This is a genomic window from Streptomyces hebeiensis, from assembly GCF_052983195.1.
This window is the reverse complement of sequence record NZ_CM129812.1, coordinates 1,389,181-1,411,931: the sequence shown is the minus strand read 5'-3', so window position 1 is coordinate 1,411,931 and position 22,751 is coordinate 1,389,181. Positions and strand designations below refer to the sequence as shown.

Below are 22,751 nucleotides of genomic sequence, written 5' to 3'. Positions count from 1 at the left end.
CGCACCGTCCTCCCCGAGGAGACCCATGGGAGCCCCCATGCGCCGACGTATCGCAAGACTCATCGGAACCGAAAAACCCTCCCGCACCGGTGTTCGCGCCGACACCGGCGTCCGCACCGCGCGCCATACCCGCGCCGCCACCGCCACCGCCACCGTGGCCGCGGCCGCCGCGGTCGCGCTGGGCGCCGCCCTGCTGGCACCGCCGTCGCCGGCCGCCGCCGACCCCGCCGCCCGCGCCGGGACGACGAGCGCCACCGCCGTTTCCGCCGCCGACCTCGTCACCGACCACTGCCAGGGCCAGTGCTCGGACATCCTGCCGCCCGGCCAGAACGGCAACGCCACTCTCGTCGACATCCTCGGCAATCGCGGATTCGGCACCTTCCCCGCCCACGCCTCCGACCAGCTGGCCCGCTACGACGCACTCGTGGCGGGCCAGGACGGACTCACCGACGCCAAACTCACCGACTTCTTCAACGACTCCTCGTTCGGTGTCCCCGCCGACCAGGTCGAGTCCGCCGTCTCCCCGCGCGCCGATGTCACGATCACCCGCGACAAGAAGACCGGCGTCCCGCACATCAAGGGCACCACCCGCTACGGAACCGAATTCGGCGCCGGCTACGCGGCCGCGCAGGACCGGCTGTGGATGATGGACCTCTTCCGTCACATAGGCCGCGGTCAGCTCACCTCCTTCGCCGGCGGCGCCCTCGCCAACCAGGGCCTGGAGCAGCAGTTCTGGCCCGCCGCCCCGTACACCGAGGCCGAGTACGAGGCCCAGGTGGAGCGGATCAGGACGGCCAACGGCGAGCGCGGCGAGCTGGCGATGGCCGACGCGCAGGCGTACGTCGACGGCATCAACGCCTACCGCCAGAAGTCCAAGGACGCCCGTAACTTCCCCGGCGAGTACGTCCTGACCGGCAAGATCGACGCGATCACCAACGTCGGTGAGATCCAGCCCTTCAAGATCACCGACCTGATCGCCATCGCGTCCGTCGTCGGCGGCCAGTTCGGCGGCGGGGGCGGCGGCGAGGTGAAGGCCGCGCTCTCGCTGCTCGCCGCGCAGAAGAAGTTCGGCGTGGTCGCGGGTACCGAGGTCTGGGAGTCGTTCCGCCAGCGCGACGACCCCGAGGCCGTCCTGACCCTGCACGACGGCAGCAGGTTCCCGTACGCGCGGAAGCCCGACAACCCGCGCGGCACGGCCCTGCCCGACGAGGGCTCCGTACGGGCCGAGCAGCTCGTGTACGACCGGACCGGCTCGGCGGTCACCCACGCCAAGGCCCCGGTCGACGCCCCCGAGCGACTGAAGCCCGCCCAGGGGATCTTCGACGACGGAGTCCTCCCGGCCGGTTCCCTCAACCCGGAGAAGGGCATGTCCAACGCCCTGCTCGTCTCCGGCCGGTACACCGTCAGCGGCCACCCCATCGCCGTCTTCGGGCCGCAAACCGGCTATTTCGCGCCACAGCTGCTGATGCTCCAGGAGCTCCAGGGCCCCGGAATCAGCGCGCGGGGCGCCTCCTTCGCGGGCGTCGGGATGTACGTACAGATGGGCCGGGGCCAGGACTACGCGTGGAGCGCCACATCGTCGCAACAGGACATCACCGACTCCTACGCGGTCGAACTGTGCGAACCCGATGGCTCGGCGCCGACATCGGCCTCCACGCACTACCGCTACCGCTCCGTGTGCACACCGATGGAGAAGCTGGAGCGCACCAACTCCTGGAAGCCCACCGTCGCCGACTCCACCGCCGCCGGCTCCTACCGGCTCCAGGTCTGGCGCACGGCGTACGGCATGGTCACGCACCGCGCGACCATCGGCGGCAAGCCCGTCGCGTACACCTCGCTGCGGTCCACCTACGGGCACGAGGCCGACTCGATCATCGGCTTCCAGATGCTCAACGACCCGTCGTACGTGACGGACGCGGCCTCCTTCCAGCAGGCGGCGCACCGCATCGGCTACTGCTTCAACTGGTTCTACGCGGATTCGCGCACCACCGCCTACTTCAACAGCGGCATGAACCCCGTGCGCGCCGCCGGCGTCGACGCCTCGCTGCCGGTCGCGGCGGAACGGGCATACGAGTGGCAGGGCTTCGACCCGGCCACCTACAAGGCCGCGTACACGCCCTTCGCCGAACACCCGCGGTCCGTCGGGCAGGACTACTACATCTCCTGGAACAACAAGCTGGCCAAGGACTACGACGCGGCCGGCTTCGGCTTCGGCGCCGTCCACCGCGGCAACCTGCTCGACGACCGGGTCAAGAAGCTCGTCGCGGCCGGCGGCGTCACCCGTGCCTCCCTCACCCGCGCGATGGCCGACGCGGCGCTCGCCGACCTGCGCGGGGAACAGGTGCTGCCCGAACTGCTGCGTGTGATCCGCTCGGCGCCCGTCACCGATCCCGCGCTGAACACCACCGTCCAGCAACTGGAGGCGTGGCGCTCCGCCCGCGCCCTGCGCAAGGAGACGGCCCAGGGCTCGCACACGTACGGCCACGCCACCGCCATCCGCGTCATGGACGCCTGGTGGCCGCGGCTGGTGGAGCGGCTCTACGCACCGGTCCTGGGTGACGACCTGTACGAGGGGCTCGTCGCCTCGCTCCAGGTCGACGAGTCACCGGCGGCGACCCAGGGCCCGACCGGCGGTCACAGCGGCTCAGCGTTCCAGTACGGCTGGTGGGGATATGTCGACAAGGACCTCCGCCAGGTACTGGGCGACCCGGTCCAGTCCCCGACGGCCCGGACGTACTGCGGCGCGGGCGAGGGCCTGGACGCCTGCCGGGACACCCTGCTCGCCACGCTCAAGGCGGCGTCCGTGAAGCCCGCGAGCGAGGTCTACCCCGGGGACGACAACTGCTCGGCGGGGGACCAGTGGTGCACGGACTCGGTCATCCAGCGGCCGATGGGCGGGCTCACGCACCCCAAGATCAGCTGGCAGAACAGGCCGACGTACCAGCAGGTGGTGGAGTTCCCGAGCCACCGATAGCCGAACGCGGTCGTACGGGCGGTGGGCGTGGGGCCCGCCGCCCGTACGGCCGTGTCAGGCAGGCCCCGACGTCCGCGGCACTTGACTTGGAGCGCGCTTCAAGCTGAAGACTTCCGTTCGCCCGCACCGACCGCGGGCCTACGGGAGGAGCCCCATGAAGTACCGCACGATCGGCAGCACGGACGGCAGCCGCCGCGACGTGAGCGTGCTCGCGCTGGGCGCGATGCTCTTCGGATCCCGGACGGACGAGGAGACGTCGTTCGCCGTCCTCGACCGCTACGTCGAGGCGGGCGGGAACTTCATCGACACGTCCGACAACTACGCCTTCTGGGAGGACGGCGGGCAGGGCGGTCAGAGCGAGGAACTGCTCGGCCGGTGGCGGCGCAGCCGCGGGGTCGGTGACGAGATCGTCATCGCCACCAAGCTCGGGGCGCGGCCCCTCGCTCCCGGCACGAGCTACACCGACAACCCGGAGGGCCTGTCGGCCAAGGTGATCCGCGAATCGGCCGAACGCAGCCGGGAACGGCTCGGCGTGGCCAAGCTGGACCTGCTGTACGCCCACATCGACGACCCCACCGTTCCCCAGAGCGAGACGGTCGAGGGCTTCGCCGCCCTGGTAGCGGAGGGCACCGTCGGCCTGCTCGGCGTGAGCAACCAGTCCGTGTGGCGGGTCGACCGGGCCCGCGCCCTGGCGTCGGCGTCCGGCCTGCCCGGCTACGAGGTGCTCCAGTACCAGCACAGCTACCTGCGGCCGCGCACCGACATCCCCAGCGACCTCTTCCCGGACGGCAGCCTCGGTGGGACGGACGCCCAGCTGATCAGCTACCTCAAGGCGGAGCCGGACCTGACCCTGGTCGCCTACTCACCGCTCCTGACCGGCGCCTACACCCGTACGGACAAGCCGCTGCCGCCCGACTACGACCACCCGGGCACCCCGGCCCGCCTCGCCGCGCTGCGAGACGTCGCACGGGAGACCGGGGCCACCGTCAACCAGGTGGTCCTGGCCTGGCAGCTGGGCGGCCCGTTGCCGATCATCCCGCTGGCGGGCGCGTCGTCGGTGGCCCAACTGGAGGAGAACCTCGCGGCCGTGGATCTGGAACTGACCCCGGGGCAGAGGGCTCGGCTGGACGCGGCGCACTGAGTTTTCGCGGGTACGGGGGCGGCCTTCGCGGGCGGAGGCGGGTCCAGGGGCAGCCCCCGCACGAGGGGCAGACCGTCACGCTCGCGTCGGGCGGCCGGGGGCACGGAACATCCCTGCGGGTGCGGGGCCGCCGCGACCGGAAGCCAGGCCCGAGCAGTCCTACCCCCGGCGTGCCGCCCCGTCCGGCCAGATCACATCCACGGGCAGGCCGGCCTCGCGTGCCCCGATCACCACGTCCGCCGTGCCCCCGCCCTTCCCGGAGGGCGGCTCACCGTTCCAGACCGCGACGAGCCGGTCCGCGCGCTCCAACAGGACGGCAGTCGCGGACTCGTACGCCTGCCGGTCGGCAGTCTCGTGCGGCATGACGAGAACATCAGCGGCGGACTCCACCAAGCGGTCGTTCGCGGAGGAAGTGGTGGCGCTCGGCGGCACACTCGTCGTGGTGACGGCTCCCACCACCGAGCCGCGGACGGAGAAGACGACGGCCAGGACGGTAACCCGTCCGGCGGCTGCGGTGACGGTGACGGCTGCGGCCGTCAGTAACGGCGCGGCACCTCGTTGAACCGTGCGGCCCCGCTCGCGTCGGGGCCGCACGGCCGACCGCAAGGAGAACCAATGGCCCCTCACCACCACCACGCGTACGTGTGGACCGGCCACGGTGACGTACTCGTGAAGCCCGGAGACGCACCCGGCGCCCGACGAACGACGAGTTCCGCACCGCACAGGTGACGCCCCTCGAAAGCGCGGACCGGTTACTCAGGGCCGCCTCCCGGATCGACGCCACGTTCGCCGAGCCCAAGGAGGCGGCGGACTGGTACACGGAGACGGTCGCGGAGCACGCCCCCACATTCGCCGGCACCTACGGGGAGGCTCCCGGCCGAGCAGAGATCGTCCGGCGGCTGACGGCCGGTGAGGACGTCGTGGGCGGCTGGTGGGTCGTCGGCGGCCGGTTCCTGTCGGTGAACCTGATCGCCTGCCCCCACCGCATCCGAACGGAATACGCCTGCCCGGCCCTCTGATCTCCCGCGTGCCGCACACAGGAGCAACGGACGCGTGGGTCGTGGCCCGCCGGGGCCTCCCCTTCTCCTTTTGCGTCGCAGGTTGCGGTAACGGCGACTCAGCGGGCAACAGGGCGCGTACGTGCGCGGATCAAAGCCGCGCGTGCGGTGACGACGCTTCCCGCGGTCCACCCGCCGCCTCACGTCAGTTCGCGTTCCCGCGTCTCCGGCAGCGCCAGCACGCACAGCAGCGAGACCACCGCCATCGCGCTCACGTACCAGCCGACCGACGCCGAGCCGAAGCCGGACTGGAGGCGCGTGGCCACCAAGGGGGACACCGCGCCGCCCAGGACGCCGCCCAGGTTGTAGGCCAGGGAGGCGCCCGAGTAGCGGACCCGGGTGGAGAACAGCTCGGGCAGGTACGCGCCCATCGGGCCGTACACCACGCCCATGCAGAACAGCGCCCCGCCCAGCGCCAGCGCCATCAGCACCGGCTGCTCCGTGTCCAGGAGCGGGAACAGCACCAGCCCCCACACCACCGCGAGCCCCGTACCCAACAGCACCAGCCGGCGCCTGCCGCCCGCGTCCGAACGGGTCGCGGCCAGCCAGGTGCCGACGGCCAGGAAGAGGCAGGCGACCAGCGACAGGGCCAGCATGGTGGCGCGGGGGACGCCGAGCGAGGTGGTGGCGTACGACAGGCAGTAGGTCGTCGCCGTGTAGAAGAGGCCGTACGCGACGACCATCCCGCCCGCGCCCAGCAGCAGTTCGCGCGGGTGCCGCCGGAGGACGTCGAGGGCCGGGACCTTGCGGGCCTCCTGCCGTGCCATGACCCGCGCGAAGACCGGCGTCTCGCTTATCTTCAACCGTACGAACAGTCCGACGGCCACCAGCAGGAACGACAGCAGGAACGGCACCCGCCAGCCCCAGCTGCGGAACGCGTCGTCGTCGAGGGTGGCGGACAGCAGCCAGAAGATGCCGGTGGCGGCGAAGAACCCGACGGACGGGCCGAGTTGGGGGAAGGCGGCGTACAGCCCCCGGCGCCCGCGCGGGGCGTGCTCCACGGCCAGGAGCGCCGCGCCGCCCCACTCGCCACCGAGGCCGATGCCCTGGAGGAAGCGCAACAGCACCAGCAGCAGCGGGGCCCAGACGCCCCAGGTGCCGTATCCGGGCAGCAGCCCGACGAGCGCGGTGGACAGCCCCATCAGCAGCAGTGAGGCGACGAGGACCGACTTGCGGCCCACGCGGTCGCCGAAGTGGCCGAAGACGACCGACCCGATGGGGCGGGCGGCGAAGGCGACCGCGTAGGTGGAGAAGGAGGCGAGGGTGGCGTTGAGCGGTGTGAGGTTGGGGAAGAACGCCTCGTTCAGGACGAGCGCCGCCGCCGTGCCGTAGATGTAGAAGTCGTAGAACTCGATGGCGGTGCCGATGAAGCTGGCCACGGCCACCCGCCGCAGGCTCTCCGGGCTGTCGCCGCCGGAGGGCGCATCGACACTGCCGGAGGCCGTACCGGCGTCGGAGGGGACCGCGCTCTTCGCTGCCACGGAGGGCGTCTCGTCGATCACGACGAGAAACTCTCGCGGTCCGTGCGGCATACAGTCAATAGTCGGTACGGATACTCCCGGATACTGAGACGCGACGGGCTGTCACCATCGCGCTCACGGTGTCCCGGCCGGTCACACGAGCTCGCGTTCCCGCGTTTCCGGCAGCGCGAGGACGCAACTCAGCGAAAGCACCGCCAGAGCGCTGAGATACCAGCCGATCGACACGGAACCCAGGCCCGCCTGGAGGCGCGGGATGACCAAGGGAGAGAGCCCGCCGCCCAGCACGCCGCCCAGGTTGTACGAGAGCGCGGCGCCGGAGTAGCGCACGCGGGCGGGGAACAGTTCGGGGAGGAACGCCCCCATCGGCCCGGACGCCACGCCCACGCAGAAGAGCGCGCCGCCCAGCGCCAGCGCGATGAGCGCGGGCCGCTCGGTGTCGAGCAGCGGGAACAGCAACAGGCCCCATACGGTGGCAAGTCCGCACCCGGCGAGGATCAGCCTCCTCCGCCGGCCCAGCCGGTCGGAGCGGGTGGCGGCGACCCAGATTCCCGCCGCGAGGAAGAGACAGGCGACCAGGGAGAGGGCGAGCATCGTGTCGCGCTCCACGCCGAGCGTTGTCGTCGTGTACGACAGGCCGTACGTCATCGAGGTGTAGAAGAGGCCGTACACGACGGCCATCGCCCCAGCGCCGAGCAGCAGTTCACGCGGATGGCGCCGGACGAGCTCCGTGACGGGCGCCTTGCTCGCCTCCCGCCGCGCGACGGCCCGCGCGAAGACGGGCGTCTCGCTGATCTTGAGCCGTACGGCCAGTCCGACGGCGACCAGCAGGAACGACAGCAGGAACGGAACGCGCCACCCCCAGCTCGTGAAGGCCGCGTCGTCGAGCGACGAGGACAGCAGCCAGAAGACGCCGGTGGCGGCGGCGAAGCCGACGGGCGGCCCGAGTTGGGGGAAGGCGGCGTACAGCCCCCGGCGCCCGCGCGGCGCGTGTTCCACGGCGAGCAGCACCGCCCCGCCCCACTCGCCGCCGATGCCGAGGCCCTGGAGGAGACGGAGCAGCACGAGCAGGACGGGCGCCCAGTCGCCGAGGGTCGCGTACCCGGGCAGCAGCCCGACCACGGCCGTGGACAGTCCCATCAGCAGGAGCGAGGCGACGAGGACGGACTTGCGGCCGACGCGGTCGCCGAAATGGCCGAAGAGGATTGAGCCGATCGGGCGAGCCAGAAAGGCGACGGCGTGCGTGGAGAAGGCCGCGAGTGTGGCGTTGAGGGGGGAGAGGTTGGGGAAGAAGACCTCGCCGAACACGAGCGCGGCGGCCATGCCGTAGAGGAAGAAGTCGTAGAGCTCGACGGCGTTGCCGATGAAGCTGGCGAGGGCCACCCGCCGTGGGTTCACGGCAGCGGCGGACGGCCCGGAGGCCTCGGGGACGCCCGGGCGCTCCTGGACCGAGGGGCTGACAGGGTCGCGCGGGTGCGGCGGAGTGTGCGGGGGCGCGGAACTCTCGAGACCGGGGGAGCCGGGCTCCGCGGAGGAGAGCGTGTCGTCGATCACGACAGGCACTCTCGCGACCGCGGAATGTGACGGTCAAACGACGGGTGCTGATCGCTTGCCGTTATTGACGTCCTACCGGTTGTTATCGGCCGGGTGGTGGGCGTCTGCTCCGCCTCAGCGGTAGCGCAGGTACCGGCGTCGTACGGATCGGAAGGCGGCCAGGCCGGCGCGCCAGGCGCCGACCACCTCGTCCGTGGTCGCGCCCGCGTCGATCATCGTGCGGACCGTCGCCGACCCCGTCAGCCTGTCGATCCCGTTGTCCGGGCGCCAGGCGAAGCCGTTCCACACCCGCTTCGCCGTGATCAGCAGCGCGATTCCGGTGCGTACGGGGTCGAACGACGCGCGGTCGTGGACGTGCAGTTGGACGCCGCCGATCGTCCTCCCCTGGAACTTCGAGAACGTCGGGGCGAAATACGCCTCGCGGAAGCGCACCCCCGGAAGTCGCTGCGCGGTGGCCGCCTCCGCCCAGGACGCGGTGATGCCCTCCGCGCCGAGCAGTTCGAAGGGGCGGGTCGTGCCGCGGCCCTCGGACAGGTTCGTGCCTTCGAAGAGGCAGGTGCCCGAGTACACCAACGCGGTGTCCGCCGTGGGCATGTTGGGGCTCGGCGGTACCCACGGCAGGCCCGTCGCGTCGAAGAAGTCGCCGCGACGCCAGCCCGACATGGGGACCACCTCCAGCGCCACCGGGTTCGCCCTCAGGAACTCGCCGTTGAACAGGCGCGCCAGTTCCGCGACCGTCATGCCGTGCGCCTGGGCGATCGGCTTCCGGCCCACGAAGCTGGCGAACGCGGGGTCCAGGACCGGTCCGTGGGCCTGTCGGCCGGTGACCGGGTTGGGCCGGTCCAGCACCACCAGTCGCTTGCCCGCGAGCGCCGCCGCCTCCATGCAGTCGTACAGCGTCCAGATGTACGTGTAGAAGCGGGCCCCGACGTCCTGGATGTCGAAGACGATCGTGTCGACGCCGGAGGCGGTGAAGATGTCCGCGAGCGGCTTGCCGCTCTTCAGGTACGTGTCGTACACGGGCAGTCCGGTGGCCGGGTCGTCGTAGCGGCCCTCCGAGCCGCCCGCCTGAGCTGTGCCGCGGAAGCCGTGCTCGGGGCCGAAGACGGCGGTGAGGTTCACCCGGTCGTCGGCGTGCATGACGTCCACGATGTGGCGTGCGTCCGAGGTGATGCCGGTCGGGTTGGTGACGACCCCCACCGTGCGTCCGGCGAGCAGGTCGTAACCGTCGGCGGCCAGCCGGTCGAAGCCGGTGCGGACGCGAGGGCGGCTCGCGTGGGGTGCGCCGTCCGTCACCGGGCCGTCCGTCACCGGGCCGCCCGGCACCGCGGCGCTCGCAGCGGCGCCCGGGGCCAGCGCTCCCGCGGCGCCGACCGCGCCGCCGACGGCCAGTAGATTCCTTCTGGACAGGCTCATCGCGCTACCTCCGCACCTCGGCCGACCCGCTCGCCCCGTCCGACTGTCATGCTCACGCACGTTAGCGCGGGACGGTGTCCTGTGGAACGAGGCGAGCCCGTGCGGCCCGCTGACCGCCGCCGCCCTCCTCGCGGGCCGGACGTCGGGCGTCGGACATCGGAGGTCCCCTTCCCCGTCAACATACCGACTGGTTAGTCTGTGAAGTCGTCAACAGCTGACCGGATGCCCGGAAAGGCAGGTCCGATGAGTACGGTGCGGGACGCGGCCGTTGTGGTCACCGGCGCGGGAGGCGGCATCGGTGCCGCGCTCGCCCGCAGATTCGCCGCCGAGGGCGCCCGGGTGGTGGTCAACGACCTCGACGCCGAGAAGGCCGGGGCCGTGGCCGCCGAGATCGGCGCCGTGGCCGTACCCGGCGACGCCTCCCTGATCGTGGCCGACGCCCGTGACGCGCTCGGCGGTACGGTCGACATCTACTGCGCCAACGCGGGGATCGGCGCGGCCGGTGACGCGCTGAGCGAGGACGACGTCTGGTCGGCGGCCTGGGACGTCAACGTCATGGCGCATGTCCGGGCGACCCGGCTCCTGCTGCCCGACTGGCTGGAGCGCGGCAGCGGCCGGTTCGTCTCCACCGTGTCCGCCGCGGGACTGCTCACCATGATCGGCGCGGCCCCATACAGCGTGACCAAGCACGGCGCCCTCGCCTACGCGGAATGGCTCTCGCTGACCTACCGTCACCGCGGTCTCAAGGTCCACGCGATCTGTCCGCAGGGCGTCCGTACGGACATGCTCACCGCCGCCGGGACCGCCGGCGAACTGGTCCTCGTCCCCACGGCCATCGAGCCGGACGCCGTCGCGGACGCGCTCTTCGCCGCCATGGCGGAGGACCGCTTCCTCGTGTTGCCGCACCCGGAGGTGGCCGGCTTCTACCAGTCCCGTGCGGGCGACCCCGACCACTGGCTGGGGGTCATGAACCACATCCAGCGCACGTGGGAGGGAACCGCCGGGTGACCGGATGACCGGGTGGCCCGGTCGACAGCGTTCGGCGGCGTACCCGTACCCACCTGACGTGCGGCTCCTGGCCGAGCCGCACGGAATCGCGAGTGGGAAGATGCTGAGGCGGGAACTGCGCTCACCCCTTCAGGCGTCTGGTGGACCGCATGGACGAAACGGCCGGTGCAACCGGTATCGCCGGGACCTAGCGGTACCGGCGATGTGGGCGATACGGAACGAGAGGCGGGTGGCGGCAATGGCCAGAACGACAGGCGGGGGCGGCGCGCCCGTTCCCCAGCGGCTGCTCGCCGCCGCCACCCGGCTGTTCGCCGAGCACGGCTACGACCGCACCTCGGTCCAGGACATCGTCGAGGCGGCGGGTGTCACCAAGGGCGCGCTCTACCACTACTTCGGCTCCAAGGAGGACCTTCTCCAGGAGGTCTACGCGCGGGTGCTCCGCCTCCAGCAGGAACGTCTCGACGCCTTCGCGGACGCGGACGCGCCGGTCGAGCGACGGCTGCGGGACGCCGCCGCGGACGTGGTCGTCACGACGATCGACAACCTGGACGACGCCGCGATCTTCTTCCGTTCGATGCACCACCTGAGCCCGGAGAAGAACAAGCAGGTGCGGGCGGAGAGGCGGCGCTACCACGAGAGGTTCCGTGCGCTGATCGAGGAGGGCCAGCGCGGCGGGGTGTTCTCCACGGCCACGCCGTCGGACCTGGTGGTGGACTACCACTTCGGCTCGGTCCACCACCTGTCGACCTGGTACCGGCCGGACGGCCCGCTCACCCCGCAGCAGGTGGCCGACCACCTCGCGGACCTGCTGCTGCGAGCCCTGCGCCCGTAAGCGCCCGTAAGCGCGAGGAACGGGCGACGGAGACGCGTGCGGGCAGTGGAGGCGCGGGCCGGTGGCGCACGGTCATGGGCGCCGACGTCCCCAGGGCCTGCGCGCCGTACAGGCCCTGGGGACGGCTCATGGGGGAATCGGCTCAGCGAATCGTCCGGTGAACGGCCCGGCGTCCGGCATCCGCGTACCGCCCGGCTCAGCAGGTGCCGCGCCAGACCGCCCTGGTCACGGTGATGCTGTCGACGTCCGCCTTGTACATGCCGGGTCCCGGGCGCGGAGTGAAGCAGTCCGTCCACGTTCCGCCGTCGTACCTCCAGGTGAGCTGGACATGGCCGGCGCCCGTGCGCTTGTCGCCGTTGTTCACGATCGAGCGCACCCCGGACACGGCGCCCGACCAGTCTCCCCGGGCCATGAGCAGGAGCCGGCCGGTCTGCCTCTCGCCGGAGTACGCGCAGACGTAGCCCTTCGCGCAGCCGGGCGGCGCGGGCTCCGGTGCGGGCGCCGCGGCGGCGACGGGTGCCGTGGCGATGACGCCGGCGAAAGCGACCGACACGGCGAGAAGGGCGGTGGGGCGTGTGCGCATGGGAGGTCCCCTTGGAAGTGCGCGGTCAGGAGTGCACTCCTGAAGCTAGCGAGGGAACCGCCCCGGTTATGGCCCGATGGGTGATTCTCACCGTAAAGGATGAAATAAGTGGCGAACTGGTGCCGTCGTGCATATCCCGGCCGCCGCTCGTACAAGTCACCGGTGCTCGCTGGTACTCACCCGGTGCTCGGGCACTCACTGGTGCTCGGGTACTCACTGGTACTCGGGTACTCACTGGTACTTCTTCAGCTCCCGCCGGGCCAGCGACCGCTGGTGCACCTCGTCCGGCCCGTCCGCCAGGCGCAGGGTCCGGGCCGCCGCCCACAGTTCGGCCAGCGGGAAGTCCTGGCTCACCCCGCCCGCGCCGTGCGACTGCACGGCCCGGTCGATGATGTCGACCACCGCGCGAGGCGTGGCGATCTTGATGGCCTGGATCTCCGTGTGCGCCCCGCGGTTGCCGACCGTGTCCATCAGCCAGGCGGTCTTCAGCACCAGCAGCCGCAGCTGTTCCACCGTCACCCGGGCGTCGGCGATCCAGTTCCGTACGACACCCTGCTCGGCGATCGGCTTCCCGAACGCCGTACGGGACACGGCCCGCCGGCACGTCAGCTCGATCGCCCGCTCCGCCATGCCGATGAGCCGCATGCAGTGGTGGATGCGGCCGGGCCCCAGCCGCGCCTGGGCGATGGCGAAGCCGCCGCCCTCCTCGCCGACCAGGTTCGACGCCGGCACCCGTACCCCGTCGAAGACGATCTCCGCGTGTCCGCCGTGGTAGTGGTCCTCGTACCCGAACACCCGCATCGCGCGCCGCACCTCGACCCCGGGCGTGTCGCGGGGGACCAGGACCATGGACTGCTGGCGGCGGACGTCCGTGCCGTCCGGGTCGGTCTTTCCCATCACGATGAAGACCGCGCAGTCCGGGTTCATGGCCCCGGAGATGTACCACTTGCGGCCGTCGATGACGTAGTCGTCGCCGTCCCGCCGGATCACCGTCCGGATGTTCGTCGCGTCCGACGACGCCACATCGGGCTCGGTCATCGCGAACGCCGACCGGATCTCCCCGGTCAGCAGCGGCTCCAGCCACCGTTCGCGCTGCTCGTCGGAGCCGAACTGGGCGAGCACCTCCATGTTCCCGGTGTCCGGCGCCGCGCAGTTGAGTGCCGTGGGGGCCAGTTGCGGGGAGTGGCCGGTGATCTCGGCGAGCGGCGCGTACTGGAGGTTGGTCAGCCCGGCGCCGTACTCGTCGTCGGGCAGGAAGAGGTTCCACAGGCCCTGTCGGCGCGCCTCCGCCTTCAGCTCGTGGACGATGTCCGGGGTGGCCCAGGGGTCGGCCAGATGGGAGCGCTGTTCGTGCGCGACCGCCTCGGCCGGGTGGACGTACTCGTCCATGAAGGCGAGCAGCCGGGTCCTCAGTTCCTCGGTGCGGGCGTCGAATGCGAAGTCCATGGGTCCGCTCAGCCTTCCTGACGGGTCCGGAGCGTGGTGAGGCCGTTCTCGATGAAGACGGGGACGAGGGCGCCGATCCGGTCGAAACCGGGCCCGACGGTCTGTCCGGCGGTGTGGCGGAAGTGGATGCCCTCCAGGATCACGGCGAGTTTGAACCAGGCGAACGCCGTGTACCAGGAGACCGACGAGGTGTCCCGGCCCGAGCCCGCCGCGTACCGCTCGATCAGTTCGGCCGGCCGCGGATGCCCGGTCGCGCCCGCCGTGGTGCTGATGGGGGAGTCCGCGAGTTCCAGGGGCACGCTGTACATGGCGAGCAGTCCCAGGTCGGTCAGCGGATCGCCGAGCGTGGACATCTCCCAGTCGAGGACCGCCCTGATCCGGTCGTCGGCGCCGAGCAGGACGTTGTCGAGCCGGTAGTCGCCGTGGACCACGGTGGGCGCGGGGGAGACGGGCAGGGTCCGGCCGAGGGCCGCGTGCAGTTCGTCGATGCCCGCCAGGTCGCGGGTGCGGGAGGCGTCGAGCTGCTTGCCCCAGCGGCGCAGTTGCCGCTCGAGGAAGCCGTCGGGGCGGCCGAAGTCGCCGAGCCCGACCGCCGCCGGGTCGACGGCGTGCAGTTCGACCAGCGTGTCGACCAGGCCGAGGACGGCGGCGCGGGTGCGCTCGGGACCGATGGGGGCGAGCTGTTCGGCCGTGCGGTACGGGGTGCCCGGCACCCGCTCCATGACGTAGAAGGGTGCGCCGAGCACGGACTCGTCCTCGCACAGCAGCAGCGGTTCGGGCACCGGGACGGCCGTCGGGTGCAGTGCCTTGATCACCCGGTACTCGCGCCTCATGTCATGGGCGGTGGCCAGGACATGGCCGAGCGGCGGCCTGCGGACCACCCAGCTGCCGGTGCCGTCCGTCACCGTGTACGTCAGGTTGGACCGGCCGCCCTCCACAAGCCGTGCGTCGAGCGGCCCGCCGACCAGCCCGGGGAGGGCGCGGTCGAGATGGCCGCGCAGCCGGTCGGGGTCCAGGCCCGGTGGGGTGACGTGGCTCGTGGGCATACCTCATACCTCCGTGAGGGCCGTCGGGCGTGACCGGGCGTACGATCCGCCCGGTCCGGGGATCCGTCCGTCCGCGCCGGTCGCGGGTTCGGCGGCGCGTCCGGCGCCGGGGCCGGGTGCCGGGTGCCGGGGTTCGGCACCGTCCTTTCCGTTCCGTCCGGCCCATGATGCCGACCGGTCGGTATGGCGTCCAGAGCGGAGCCGCTTGGTGTTGGGGTCGGTGTTGGTCGGGGCGGCGACGGAGCCGGGGGCGGGGCCGGGCCGCATGCGGTGCCGGACTCGGGGCGGCGGGGCCGGCTCCGTACGCTCCGGATCAGAACATGACGGTCACCGCGACCGCCGCCAGTACGATGGCGCACGCCGTCGCGGTGGCCGCCGTCCGGACGGGGAGCCGGTCCGGCCGTGGCGTGCCCAGCGCCAGCAGCCTGCGGTGTGCCACGCCCAGGAAGGCCAGCCAGATCAGGGCGCTCAGCGCGGCGGCGGTCAGTCCGGTCGCCGTCCCCCCGTCGTGGATCGTCTGCCGGACCGCGAGTACGGTCGCCACCGTGCACGCGAGGGTCGTGCGCCGCCAGGCCAGCCGCGTACGCTCCGGCTGGAGGCCCGGATCGCGGAGCGGAGCCGGTTCCGGCCCGGGCCCCGGCCCCGCCGACGCCGCCCGTGCCTCTGGACAGCCGTCGCTGTCGTCGCCGTGGCCGCCGCCCGCCGGGGCCATCAGCCCGCCCGCCCCAGCACCACGATCACCAGCATCACCACGGCGACCAGCCCCACCGCCAGACCGAGCAGCGTCGGGAACCGGGTCACCGGCAGGTCCTCCCCGCGCCGCATGGCCCGCTCGCAGCGCACCCAGTGGTTGACCGCGCGCAGCGCGCACAGCGCACCGGCGGCCAGCAGGGCCACCGCGAGCCCCACCCGCACGCCCCACCGCAGGCCGGGCAGGAACTGGTCGACGGCGAAGCCCCCGCCGACCAGTGCCAGCGCCGTACGGATCCAGGCCAGGAACGTCCGCTCGTTGGCCAGCGAGAAGCGGTAGTCCGGGGTCTCGCCCTCCTCGCCGACGCGCTGGGGCGCGAACCACAGCCGCAGGCCGCGCGGCCACCGGTCCCGGTCCCCGTCCCGGCCGCCGCCCGCACCGGTGCCTCCGTGCGGGCCGCTCACGCGCGAAACGCCTTCAGCCGCTCGTACGCCTCCAGCCCGTCCGGCACCCACTCCCAGGTGTCCAGCCGCCGTACCAGCTCCTCCTCGGTCAGGAAGCCGTGCCAGGCGACCTCCTCCACCTGGGGACGCACCGGCAGCGTGCACCGGACCTCGTACACCCGCGACCACCAACCGCCCTTGCCGTCCTCGGGCTCGTACAGGAACGAGAACAGCGGTACGGGCGCCGGCAGCCCCGACACGCCCAGTTCCTCCTCCGCCTCCCGCAGCGCCGCCGCGTCATAGCTCTCGCCGGTACCGAGGACACCGCCCACGAACATGTCGTACCGGGACGGGAAGACCAGCTTCGTGGCCGTCCTGCGGTGGACGAAGATCCGGTCCTCCGCGTCCCGGGCGAGCACGAAGGCGCAGCGGTGCCGCAGGCCCCTGGCGTAGACCTCACCGCGCGGCGCCTGCCCGACGACACGGTCGTTCTCGTCGACGATGTCCAGGATCTCGTCTGCCGGTGCGTTCATGTCGTCCATCCAACCAGGCCGCCGGGGTGCCGGAGCGTCGCCCCGGACGTCTGCCGGTTGACTCGTTACTCACGCGTACGGAAGATCTCATGCGTACGGGGAGCGCACGGAGGTACGGGCGTTGCGTACCTGCGCGGTGTGCGCCCGTCATGCGTGGCGTACGTCCGTACATGCGAAGTTCGGCCGGAAGATCCCCCGTTCCCGAAGGATGGCAGCCCATGGCGTACGACGCTGACGTGATCGTGATCGGGGCGGGCCTCGCCGGCCTGGTGGCCACGGCGGAACTGGTCGACGCGGGCCGGTCCGTGATCCTCCTCGACCAGGAGCCCGAGCAGTCGCTCGGCGGCCAGGCGCACTGGTCCTTCGGCGGCCTGTTCCTCGTGGACTCCCCCGAGCAGCGCCGGCTGCGGATCAAGGACAGCCATGAGCTGGCCCTCCAGGACTGGCTCGGAACGGCGGGTTTCGACCGTCCCGAGGACCACTGGCCGCGCCGGTGGGCCGAGGCGTACGTGGATTTCGCGGCCGGTGAGAAGCGCTCCTGGCTGCGACGGCGCGGCGTGCGGTTCTTCCCCGTGGTGGGCTGGGCGGAGCGCGGCGGGTACGACGCGCGGGGGCACGGCAACTCCGTGCCGCGCTTCCACATCACCTGGGGCACCGGGCCGGGCGTCGTGGCGCCCTTCGAGCGCCAGGTGCGCGAAGGCGTCGCGCGGGGACTCGTGACCTTCAAGTTCCGGCACCGGGTGACGGGCCTGGGATCCTCGGCGGGTGCGGTCGACACGGTGACCGGGGAGATCCTGGAGCCGAGCGACGCCGCGCGCGGCACGTCCAGCAGCCGCGAGGTCGCGGGCGCGTTCGAACTGCGGGCGCAGGCCGTGATCATCACGTCCGGTGGTATCGGCGGCAACCACGAGCTGGTGCGCGCCCAGTGGCCCGAGCGGCTCGGCACGCCGCCCCGCTCGATGCTCTCCGGAGTGCCCGCGCACGTCGACGGGCTGATGCTCGGGATCGCGGAGGCGGCGGGCGCCCGCCACATCAACCGCGACCGGATGTGGCACTACACCGAGGGTATCGACAACTGGAACCCCGTCTGGCCCGCCCACGGCATCCGCATCCTGCCGGGACCGTCCCCGCTCTGGCTGGACGCGCGCGGCCGGCGGCTGCCCGTGCCGCTCTTCCCCGGCTTCGACACGCTCGGCACGCTCGAACACATCATGCGCTCCGGCCACGACCACACCTGGTTCGTCCTGAACGAGCGTGTCATCGGCAAGGAGTTCGCGCTCTCCGGGTCCGAGCAGAACCCCGACCTGACGGGCCGTTCAATCCGTGACGTACTGGGCCGTGCGCGCGCCGGTGTGCCGGGCCCGGTGCGGGCGTTCATGGAGAACGGCGCGGACTTCGTCGTGGAGAAGGACCTCGGCTCGCTGGTGCGGGGCATGAACGCGCTCACCGACGAGCCGCTGATCGACGAGGCCGAACTGCGCCGGGAGATCGTCGCCCGCGACCGGGAGATCGCCAACCCCTTCACCAAGGACCTCCAGATCACCGCCATCCGCGGGGCGCGTGGCTACCTGGGCGACAGGATCGTCCGTACGGCCGCGCCGCACCGCGTCCTGGACCCCGCGGCGGGCCCGCTGATCGCCGTACGGCTGCACATCCTCACGCGCAAGTCGCTCGGCGGCCTGGAGACCGACCTGTCCTCCCGCGTCCTCACCGCGTCGGGTACGCCGCTGTCCGGCGTGTACGCGGCGGGCGAGGCGGCCGGCTTCGGGGGCGGCGGGGTGCACGGCTACCGCTCCCTGGAGGGGACGTTCCTGGGCGGCTGCGTCTTCTCGGGCCGTACGGCGGGCAGGGCGGCGGCGCGGGCGGTGAGCTGATGCGGCCCATGCGGCCCATGCGGCTGAACCGGCCGAACCCGCCGAGCTCGCCGAATCGGCCGCACTCGCCGAAGCTCGCGGCCTGCTGACCCCCGGTCGGCCGGCCGACAGGGGTCCGGCCCGCGCGTCCCCGACACGCGTCCCCGGCGGGAGCCCGCCTGTTACCGGCAGGGGCTGGTACCGACGCGGCGCGGGTGGTCGAATCGGTGTGTGACTCTTCAACCACACCAACCGGAGCCGACCGCGGGCCCGCCGGGCCCGTCCGGACCGGCGGACGCGCTGCCGGACGGGCCGTCGGACGCGCCGCAGGACCAGCCGGCGGAGTCGCCGGACGATTCGGCGGGCACGCCCGTCGGGCGGCGTCTCGTGCTCTCCATGCTCGGCCTCGGCGCCGCCGGCCTGGTCGCGGCGCCCGCCCTTCAGCGCGGCACGGAATCCTTCCTGGGCGCGGCCGCCGACCGGGATCCGACCGGGCTCACCGGACTGCTGCCCAACGGCGGCGGTTTCCGGTACTACTCGGTGGCCGCCTCCGTTCCGCGCAAGGGCCCGGACGACTACCGGCTGACCGTGGACGGCCTGGTCGACCGGCCCGGCTCGTACACCCTCGCGGATCTCCGGCGCATGCCGCGGACGCGGATCGTGCGCGATGTGCAGTGCGTCACCGGATGGCGGGTGCCGCACACGGCGTTCACGGGCGTGACGCTCTCGCGGCTGCTGAGCGCCGCCGGGGTGCGGCCCGGGGCCGCGGCGGTCCGCTTCACCTGCTTCGACGGGGAGTACAGCGAGAGCCTCACGCTCGAACAGGCCCGCCGTGGGGATGTGATGGTCGCCCTGGGCATGAACGACGAGCCGATCGGGCACGCGCACGGCGGCCCGGCCCGGCTGTACGTGGCGCCGATGTACTTCTACAAGTCGGCGAAATGGCTCTCCGGGATCACCGTCACCTCCGAGGTCCGGCCCGGATACTGGGAGGAGCGCGGCTATGACATCGACGCCTGGGTCGGCCGGTCCAACGGCCGGGACGACGCCCCCACCGTCTGAACCGGAGGCGGCCGAGGGCGGTGGCTTCCCCGCCATCGGCCGTGGCACCGCCCACGCGGACACCCCGCACGCGGGCATCCGCCACCCCGAGTACGGACGCCCGGACCTGATACCCCGCTTCAGCCGCGCCGAGCGCCAGGTGCACCGGGCCACCGCCGCCCTGATGCTGGTGTGCCTGGCCACCGCCGCCTGTCTGTATCTGCCGCCGCTCGCCGAGATCGTGGGCCGCCGCGCCCTCGTCGTCGCCGTCCACGAGTGGTCCGGGGTCCTCCTGCCGGTGCCCCTGCTCCTCGGTCTCGGCTCCCGCGCCCTGCGCGCCGACCTGGGCCGGCTGAACCGCTTCGCGCCGTACGACAAGGAGTGGCTGCGCGCGGCCCGGCGGCGCGACGTACGGCCCGGCGCCCGGCCGGCGGGCAAGTTCAACGCGGGGCAGAAGCTCTACGCGGCCTGGATCGCCGGCGCCGTGCTCGTGATGCTGGGCACCGGACTGCTGATGTGGTTCCCGGGGGTCGGCCCGGTCGTCTGGCGTACGAGCGCCACCTTCGTCCACGACTGGCTGGCACTCGCCGTCGGCGTGGTGGTCGTCGGGCATGTCGCGAAGGCGTACGGGGATCCCGGCGCGCGGCGCGGCATGCGCACCGGTTCGGTGGAACGCGCGTGGGCGGAGCGGGAGCACCCCCGGTGGAAACCGGAGTGAACCCGCCCCGCCCACGCGGGGACCCGGCCGAGCGGGCGCACGGCCGGGTCGTCCGTCACAGCACCTCCGTCACAACACCAGTGACAGGAGCAGCACGCACCCGATGCCGACCACCGAGATGATGGTCTCCATCACCGACCAGGTCTTGATCGTCTGGCCGACGTTCATGCCGAAGTACTCCTTCACCAGCCAGAACCCGGCGTCGTTCACATGGCTGAAGAAGACCGAACCCGCGCCGATCGCCAGCACCATCAGCGCCGCGTGCGTCGTGGACATGTCCGCCGCCAGCGGCGCCACCAGACCGGCCGCGGAGATCGTCGCCACCGTCGCGGAGCCGGTGGCCAGCCGGATCGCGACGGCGATCAGCCAGCCCAGCAGCAGCGCGGGGATCGACCAGTCCTTGGAGAAGTCCAGGATCATCTGGCCCACGCCGGAGTCCACCAGCGTCTGCTTGAAGCCACCGCCCGCGCCGACGATCAGCAGCACGCCCGCGATCGGCGCCAGCGACTTCTCGACCGTGGAGGAGAGCCGGTCCTTGGTGAACCCGGCCGCCCGGCCCAGCGTGAACAGGCCCACCAGCACGGAGGTCAGCAGCGCGATCAGCGGTGAGCCGATGACGTCGGCCGCCCGCTGCACGCTGTTCTCGGGGTCGTCCACGACGATGTCCACGAGCGCCTTGGCCAGCATCATGACGACCGGCAGCAGCACGGTCGTGACGGTGGCGCCGAAGCTCGGACGCTTCGACAGGTCCTCGGAGGCACGCTGCGGGATCATCTTGTCCGGGGCCTCCACCCAGCGGGCCGCGTACCGGGAGAAGAGGGGACCGGCGACGATCACGGTGGGAATGGCCACGACCACCCCGAGCGCCAGGGTGACGCCCAGGTCGGCGCCCAGCGCGTCGATCGCGACCAGCGGGCCGGGGTGCGGCGGGATCAGACCGTGCATCACGGAGAGTCCGGCGAGCGCCGGGATGCCGATCCGCATCAGGGAGTAGTTGCCGCGCTTGGCGACCAGCAGCACGACCGGGATCAGCAGCACGATCCCGACCTCGAAGAAGAGCGGCAGCCCGATAACCGAGGCGATGAGGACCATCGCCCAGGGCATGGCACGTCCGCCCGCCTTCGCCAGGATGGTGTCCACGATCTGGTCGGCGCCGCCGGAGTCCGCGAGCAGCTTGCCGAGTATCGCGCCCAGGGCGATCAGCACGCCCACGCCCGCGACGGTGGAGCCCAGCCCGGTGGTGAAGCTGGCTATCACCTTGTCCAGCGGGGCGCCCGCGAAGGCGCCGAGCGCCAGCGAGCCGATGGTCAGCGCCAGGAAGGCGTGCAGTTTGAACGTGGTGATGAGGAGGACGATGACGGCGATACCGGCGAGGACCGCTATCCCCAGCTGCGCGTTGCCCGCAGAGGTGATCGGTTCCGCTGCGTCCGCGGCCAGCGTCTCGACACTGAGACTGCTCACGGGGGTTCCTTCAGTTCTCGAACCGGCGCAGCGCGGCGACGGCCCGTTCGGTTATTTCTTCGGGGGTTCCGGACACGTCGACGGCGACACCGGCCTCGTCCTCGCCCAGGTCCTGGAGCGTCGCGAACTGCGAGTCCAGCAGCGCGGTCGGCATGTAGTGGCCCTTGCGCGCGGCCATCCGCCGCTCGATGAGCCCCCGGTCGCCGGTGAGGTGGAGGAAGAGCACGTCAGGTGCGGCGGCCCGCAGCCGGTCCCGGTAGGCACGCTTGAGCGCGGAGCAGCTGACCACCCCGCCCCGCCCGGCCCGGCCGTGCGCCCATTCCCCGATCGAGTCCAGCCATGGCCACCGGTCCGCGTCCTCCAGGGGGACACCGGAGGCCATCTTGGCGACGTTCTCCGGCGAGTGGAACTCGTCGCCCTCGGCGTAGGGGACGCCCAGCGTGCCGGCGAGCAGGGGACCGACCGTCGTCTTGCCGGTGCCTGCCACGCCCATCACGACGACGACGTGGGGGGTGCTCATGGGTGGTGCCTCGCTGTCTGCTGTCTTCGTCGACATGGATCCGTCGCGTAACTGAAACCCATTAGGTACGACATATTCAAGAGGTTGTGATGTAAACGTCGTACTTTTTCTCGCCGAGTCGCGCGCCGTAGGCTTACGCCATGACGACAGAAGGCCAGGGCCTGCATACCCGGGTGCTGGACGCCCTCGGCCTCGCGATCACGGCGGGCGAGTACCCCGAGGGCGGTGTCGTACGTACCGACGAGGTGGCCCGGCGCTTCGACGTCTCACGCACCGTCGTGCGCGAGGTGGTCCGCGTACTGGAGTCGATGCACCTGGTGGTCTCGCGCCGCCGGGTCGGGGTGACCGTACGCCCCACCGAGGAGTGGAACGTCTATGATCCGCGCGTCATCCGCTGGCGCCTGGCCGGCGCCGACCGGCCCCGCCAACTGCGTTCGCTGACCGTCCTGCGGTCCGCGATCGAACCCGTCGCGGCCGGGCTCGCGGCCCGGCTCGCCACCCCCGAGCAGTGCGCCGCGCTTACGGAACAGGCCCTCGGGATGGTCGCCACCTCGCGGGGCGGCCGGCTGGAGGAGTACCTGGTGCACGACATCGCCTTCCACCGCGTCGTGCTGAACGCGTCGGGCAACGAGATGTTCGCGCGCCTCGGCGACGTGGTCGCGGAGATACTCGCCGGACGGACCCATCACCAGGTCATGTTCGACGACCCCGACCCGGCCGCCGTGACCCTGCACGTCCAGGTGGCCGAGGCGGTACGGGAGGGCGACGCGGCCCGGGCGGAGGAACTGACGCGGGAGATCGCGGTCGGGGCGCTCCAGGAACTGGACGTGCTGGCGCCCTGAGCGCGCGGCGCCGGTGGCCCCGCGTCCGCGCGGCCACCCGCCCCGGCGGGGTGCGAACGTACTGAACATACTGACGGTGAATCCAGTGTGATCCGAGTGTGAGGAAAGGCAGG

21 protein-coding genes are annotated in these 22,751 nt (G+C 72.0%); 9 read left to right on the top strand and 12 right to left on the bottom strand.

The genetic code is table 11. The features are described from left to right. The first annotated feature begins 37 nt into the window (after positions 1 to 37). Positions 38 to 2,974, top strand: a complete 2,937-nt coding sequence (locus ACU6P3_RS06090) for a penicillin acylase family protein (protein ID WP_447196233.1) — start codon at positions 38 to 40, stop codon at positions 2,972 to 2,974. 154 nt (positions 2,975 to 3,128) lie between these two features. Then, positions 3,129 to 4,115, top strand: coding sequence for an aldo/keto reductase (locus ACU6P3_RS06085; RefSeq protein WP_447196232.1), 987 nt, complete (start codon positions 3,129 to 3,131; stop codon positions 4,113 to 4,115). Between the two features lie 159 nt (positions 4,116 to 4,274). Here ACU6P3_RS06085 and ACU6P3_RS06080 read toward each other — a convergent pair whose 3' ends face one another. Beyond that, on the bottom strand, positions 4,275 to 4,655 hold the full coding sequence (locus ACU6P3_RS06080) for a hypothetical protein (protein WP_447197783.1): 381 nt from the start codon (positions 4,653 to 4,655) through the stop codon (positions 4,275 to 4,277). A gap of 185 nt (positions 4,656 to 4,840) precedes the next feature. Here ACU6P3_RS06080 and ACU6P3_RS06075 point away from each other — a divergent pair, with 185 nt between their 5' ends. Beyond that, positions 4,841 to 5,134 (top strand): hypothetical protein, encoded by a 294-nt coding sequence (locus ACU6P3_RS06075; RefSeq protein ID WP_447196231.1) that lies wholly within the window; start codon positions 4,841 to 4,843, stop codon positions 5,132 to 5,134. A gap of 179 nt (positions 5,135 to 5,313) precedes the next feature. On the opposite strand, the gene ACU6P3_RS06070 is transcribed toward ACU6P3_RS06075, so the two are convergent. The 3 genes from ACU6P3_RS06070 to ACU6P3_RS06060 all read right to left on the bottom strand — a co-directional run bounded on the left by ACU6P3_RS06070 (position 5,314) and on the right by ACU6P3_RS06060 (position 9,621). Beyond that, positions 5,314 to 6,705: an MFS transporter gene (locus ACU6P3_RS06070; RefSeq protein ID WP_447196230.1), complete on the bottom strand. Its 1,392-nt coding sequence runs from the start codon at positions 6,703 to 6,705 to the stop codon at positions 5,314 to 5,316. 81 nt (positions 6,706 to 6,786) lie between these two features. Then, positions 6,787 to 8,049, bottom strand: coding sequence for an MFS transporter (locus ACU6P3_RS06065; protein ID WP_447197782.1), 1,263 nt, complete (start codon positions 8,047 to 8,049; stop codon positions 6,787 to 6,789). A 270-nt stretch (positions 8,050 to 8,319) separates the two neighbouring features. Beyond that, entirely contained in the window at positions 8,320 to 9,621 is a 1,302-nt protein-coding gene (locus ACU6P3_RS06060; RefSeq protein WP_447196229.1) for an exo-beta-N-acetylmuramidase NamZ family protein, read from the bottom strand. Positions 9,622 to 9,864: 243 nt separating this feature from the next. Here ACU6P3_RS06060 and ACU6P3_RS06055 point away from each other — a divergent pair, with 243 nt between their 5' ends. Together ACU6P3_RS06055 and ACU6P3_RS06050 are read left to right on the top strand one after the other, a co-directional pair. Beyond that, positions 9,865 to 10,629 (top strand): SDR family oxidoreductase, encoded by a 765-nt coding sequence (locus ACU6P3_RS06055; RefSeq protein ID WP_447196228.1) that lies wholly within the window; start codon positions 9,865 to 9,867, stop codon positions 10,627 to 10,629. Positions 10,630 to 10,867: 238 nt separating this feature from the next. Next, positions 10,868 to 11,461: a TetR/AcrR family transcriptional regulator gene (locus tag ACU6P3_RS06050; RefSeq protein ID WP_344270619.1), complete on the top strand. Its 594-nt coding sequence runs from the start codon at positions 10,868 to 10,870 to the stop codon at positions 11,459 to 11,461. Positions 11,462 to 11,657: 196 nt separating this feature from the next. Here ACU6P3_RS06050 and ACU6P3_RS06045 read toward each other — a convergent pair whose 3' ends face one another. From ACU6P3_RS06045 to ACU6P3_RS06020, 6 genes are all read right to left on the bottom strand, one after another. Then, positions 11,658 to 12,044, bottom strand: a complete 387-nt coding sequence (locus ACU6P3_RS06045; RefSeq protein WP_447196227.1) for a hypothetical protein — start codon at positions 12,042 to 12,044, stop codon at positions 11,658 to 11,660. Between the two features lie 231 nt (positions 12,045 to 12,275). Continuing rightward, entirely contained in the window at positions 12,276 to 13,490 is a 1,215-nt protein-coding gene (locus ACU6P3_RS06040) for an acyl-CoA dehydrogenase family protein (protein ID WP_447196226.1), read from the bottom strand. An 8-nt stretch (positions 13,491 to 13,498) separates the two neighbouring features. Then, complete coding sequence (locus ACU6P3_RS06035; protein WP_447196225.1) at positions 13,499 to 14,536, bottom strand: phosphotransferase family protein; 1,038 nt, start codon at positions 14,534 to 14,536, stop codon at positions 13,499 to 13,501. A 313-nt stretch (positions 14,537 to 14,849) separates the two neighbouring features. After that, positions 14,850 to 15,248, bottom strand: a complete 399-nt coding sequence (locus ACU6P3_RS06030; protein WP_447196224.1) for a DUF202 domain-containing protein — start codon at positions 15,246 to 15,248, stop codon at positions 14,850 to 14,852. After that, entirely contained in the window at positions 15,248 to 15,619 is a 372-nt protein-coding gene (locus tag ACU6P3_RS06025) for a YidH family protein (RefSeq protein WP_030752952.1), read from the bottom strand. Before ACU6P3_RS06025 ends, ACU6P3_RS06030 begins: the two co-directional genes overlap by 1 nt. Before the next feature lie 68 nt (positions 15,620 to 15,687). Continuing rightward, on the bottom strand, positions 15,688 to 16,212 hold the full coding sequence (locus tag ACU6P3_RS06020) for an NUDIX hydrolase (protein ID WP_447196223.1): 525 nt from the start codon (positions 16,210 to 16,212) through the stop codon (positions 15,688 to 15,690). Positions 16,213 to 16,421: 209 nt separating this feature from the next. Here ACU6P3_RS06020 and ACU6P3_RS06015 point away from each other — a divergent pair, with 209 nt between their 5' ends. From ACU6P3_RS06015 to ACU6P3_RS06005, 3 genes are all read left to right on the top strand, one after another. Continuing rightward, positions 16,422 to 18,077 (top strand): FAD-binding dehydrogenase, encoded by a 1,656-nt coding sequence (locus ACU6P3_RS06015; protein ID WP_447196222.1) that lies wholly within the window; start codon positions 16,422 to 16,424, stop codon positions 18,075 to 18,077. A gap of 375 nt (positions 18,078 to 18,452) precedes the next feature. Beyond that, positions 18,453 to 19,118 (top strand): molybdopterin-dependent oxidoreductase, encoded by a 666-nt coding sequence (locus tag ACU6P3_RS06010; RefSeq protein WP_447197781.1) that lies wholly within the window; start codon positions 18,453 to 18,455, stop codon positions 19,116 to 19,118. A 163-nt stretch (positions 19,119 to 19,281) separates the two neighbouring features. Beyond that, positions 19,282 to 19,815, top strand: a complete 534-nt coding sequence (locus tag ACU6P3_RS06005) for a cytochrome b/b6 domain-containing protein (RefSeq protein ID WP_447197780.1) — start codon at positions 19,282 to 19,284, stop codon at positions 19,813 to 19,815. A 69-nt stretch (positions 19,816 to 19,884) separates the two neighbouring features. Here ACU6P3_RS06005 and ACU6P3_RS06000 read toward each other — a convergent pair whose 3' ends face one another. Next, positions 19,885 to 21,276, bottom strand: coding sequence for a GntT/GntP/DsdX family permease (locus tag ACU6P3_RS06000; protein ID WP_447196221.1), 1,392 nt, complete (start codon positions 21,274 to 21,276; stop codon positions 19,885 to 19,887). 10 nt (positions 21,277 to 21,286) lie between these two features. Then, positions 21,287 to 21,796 (bottom strand): gluconokinase, encoded by a 510-nt coding sequence (locus ACU6P3_RS05995; RefSeq protein WP_447196220.1) that lies wholly within the window; start codon positions 21,794 to 21,796, stop codon positions 21,287 to 21,289. A gap of 140 nt (positions 21,797 to 21,936) precedes the next feature. Between ACU6P3_RS05995 and ACU6P3_RS05990 the strand changes: the two genes are divergently transcribed. After that, positions 21,937 to 22,638, top strand: coding sequence for a FadR/GntR family transcriptional regulator (locus ACU6P3_RS05990; protein WP_030752973.1), 702 nt, complete (start codon positions 21,937 to 21,939; stop codon positions 22,636 to 22,638). The last annotated feature ends 113 nt before the right edge of the window (positions 22,639 to 22,751 follow it).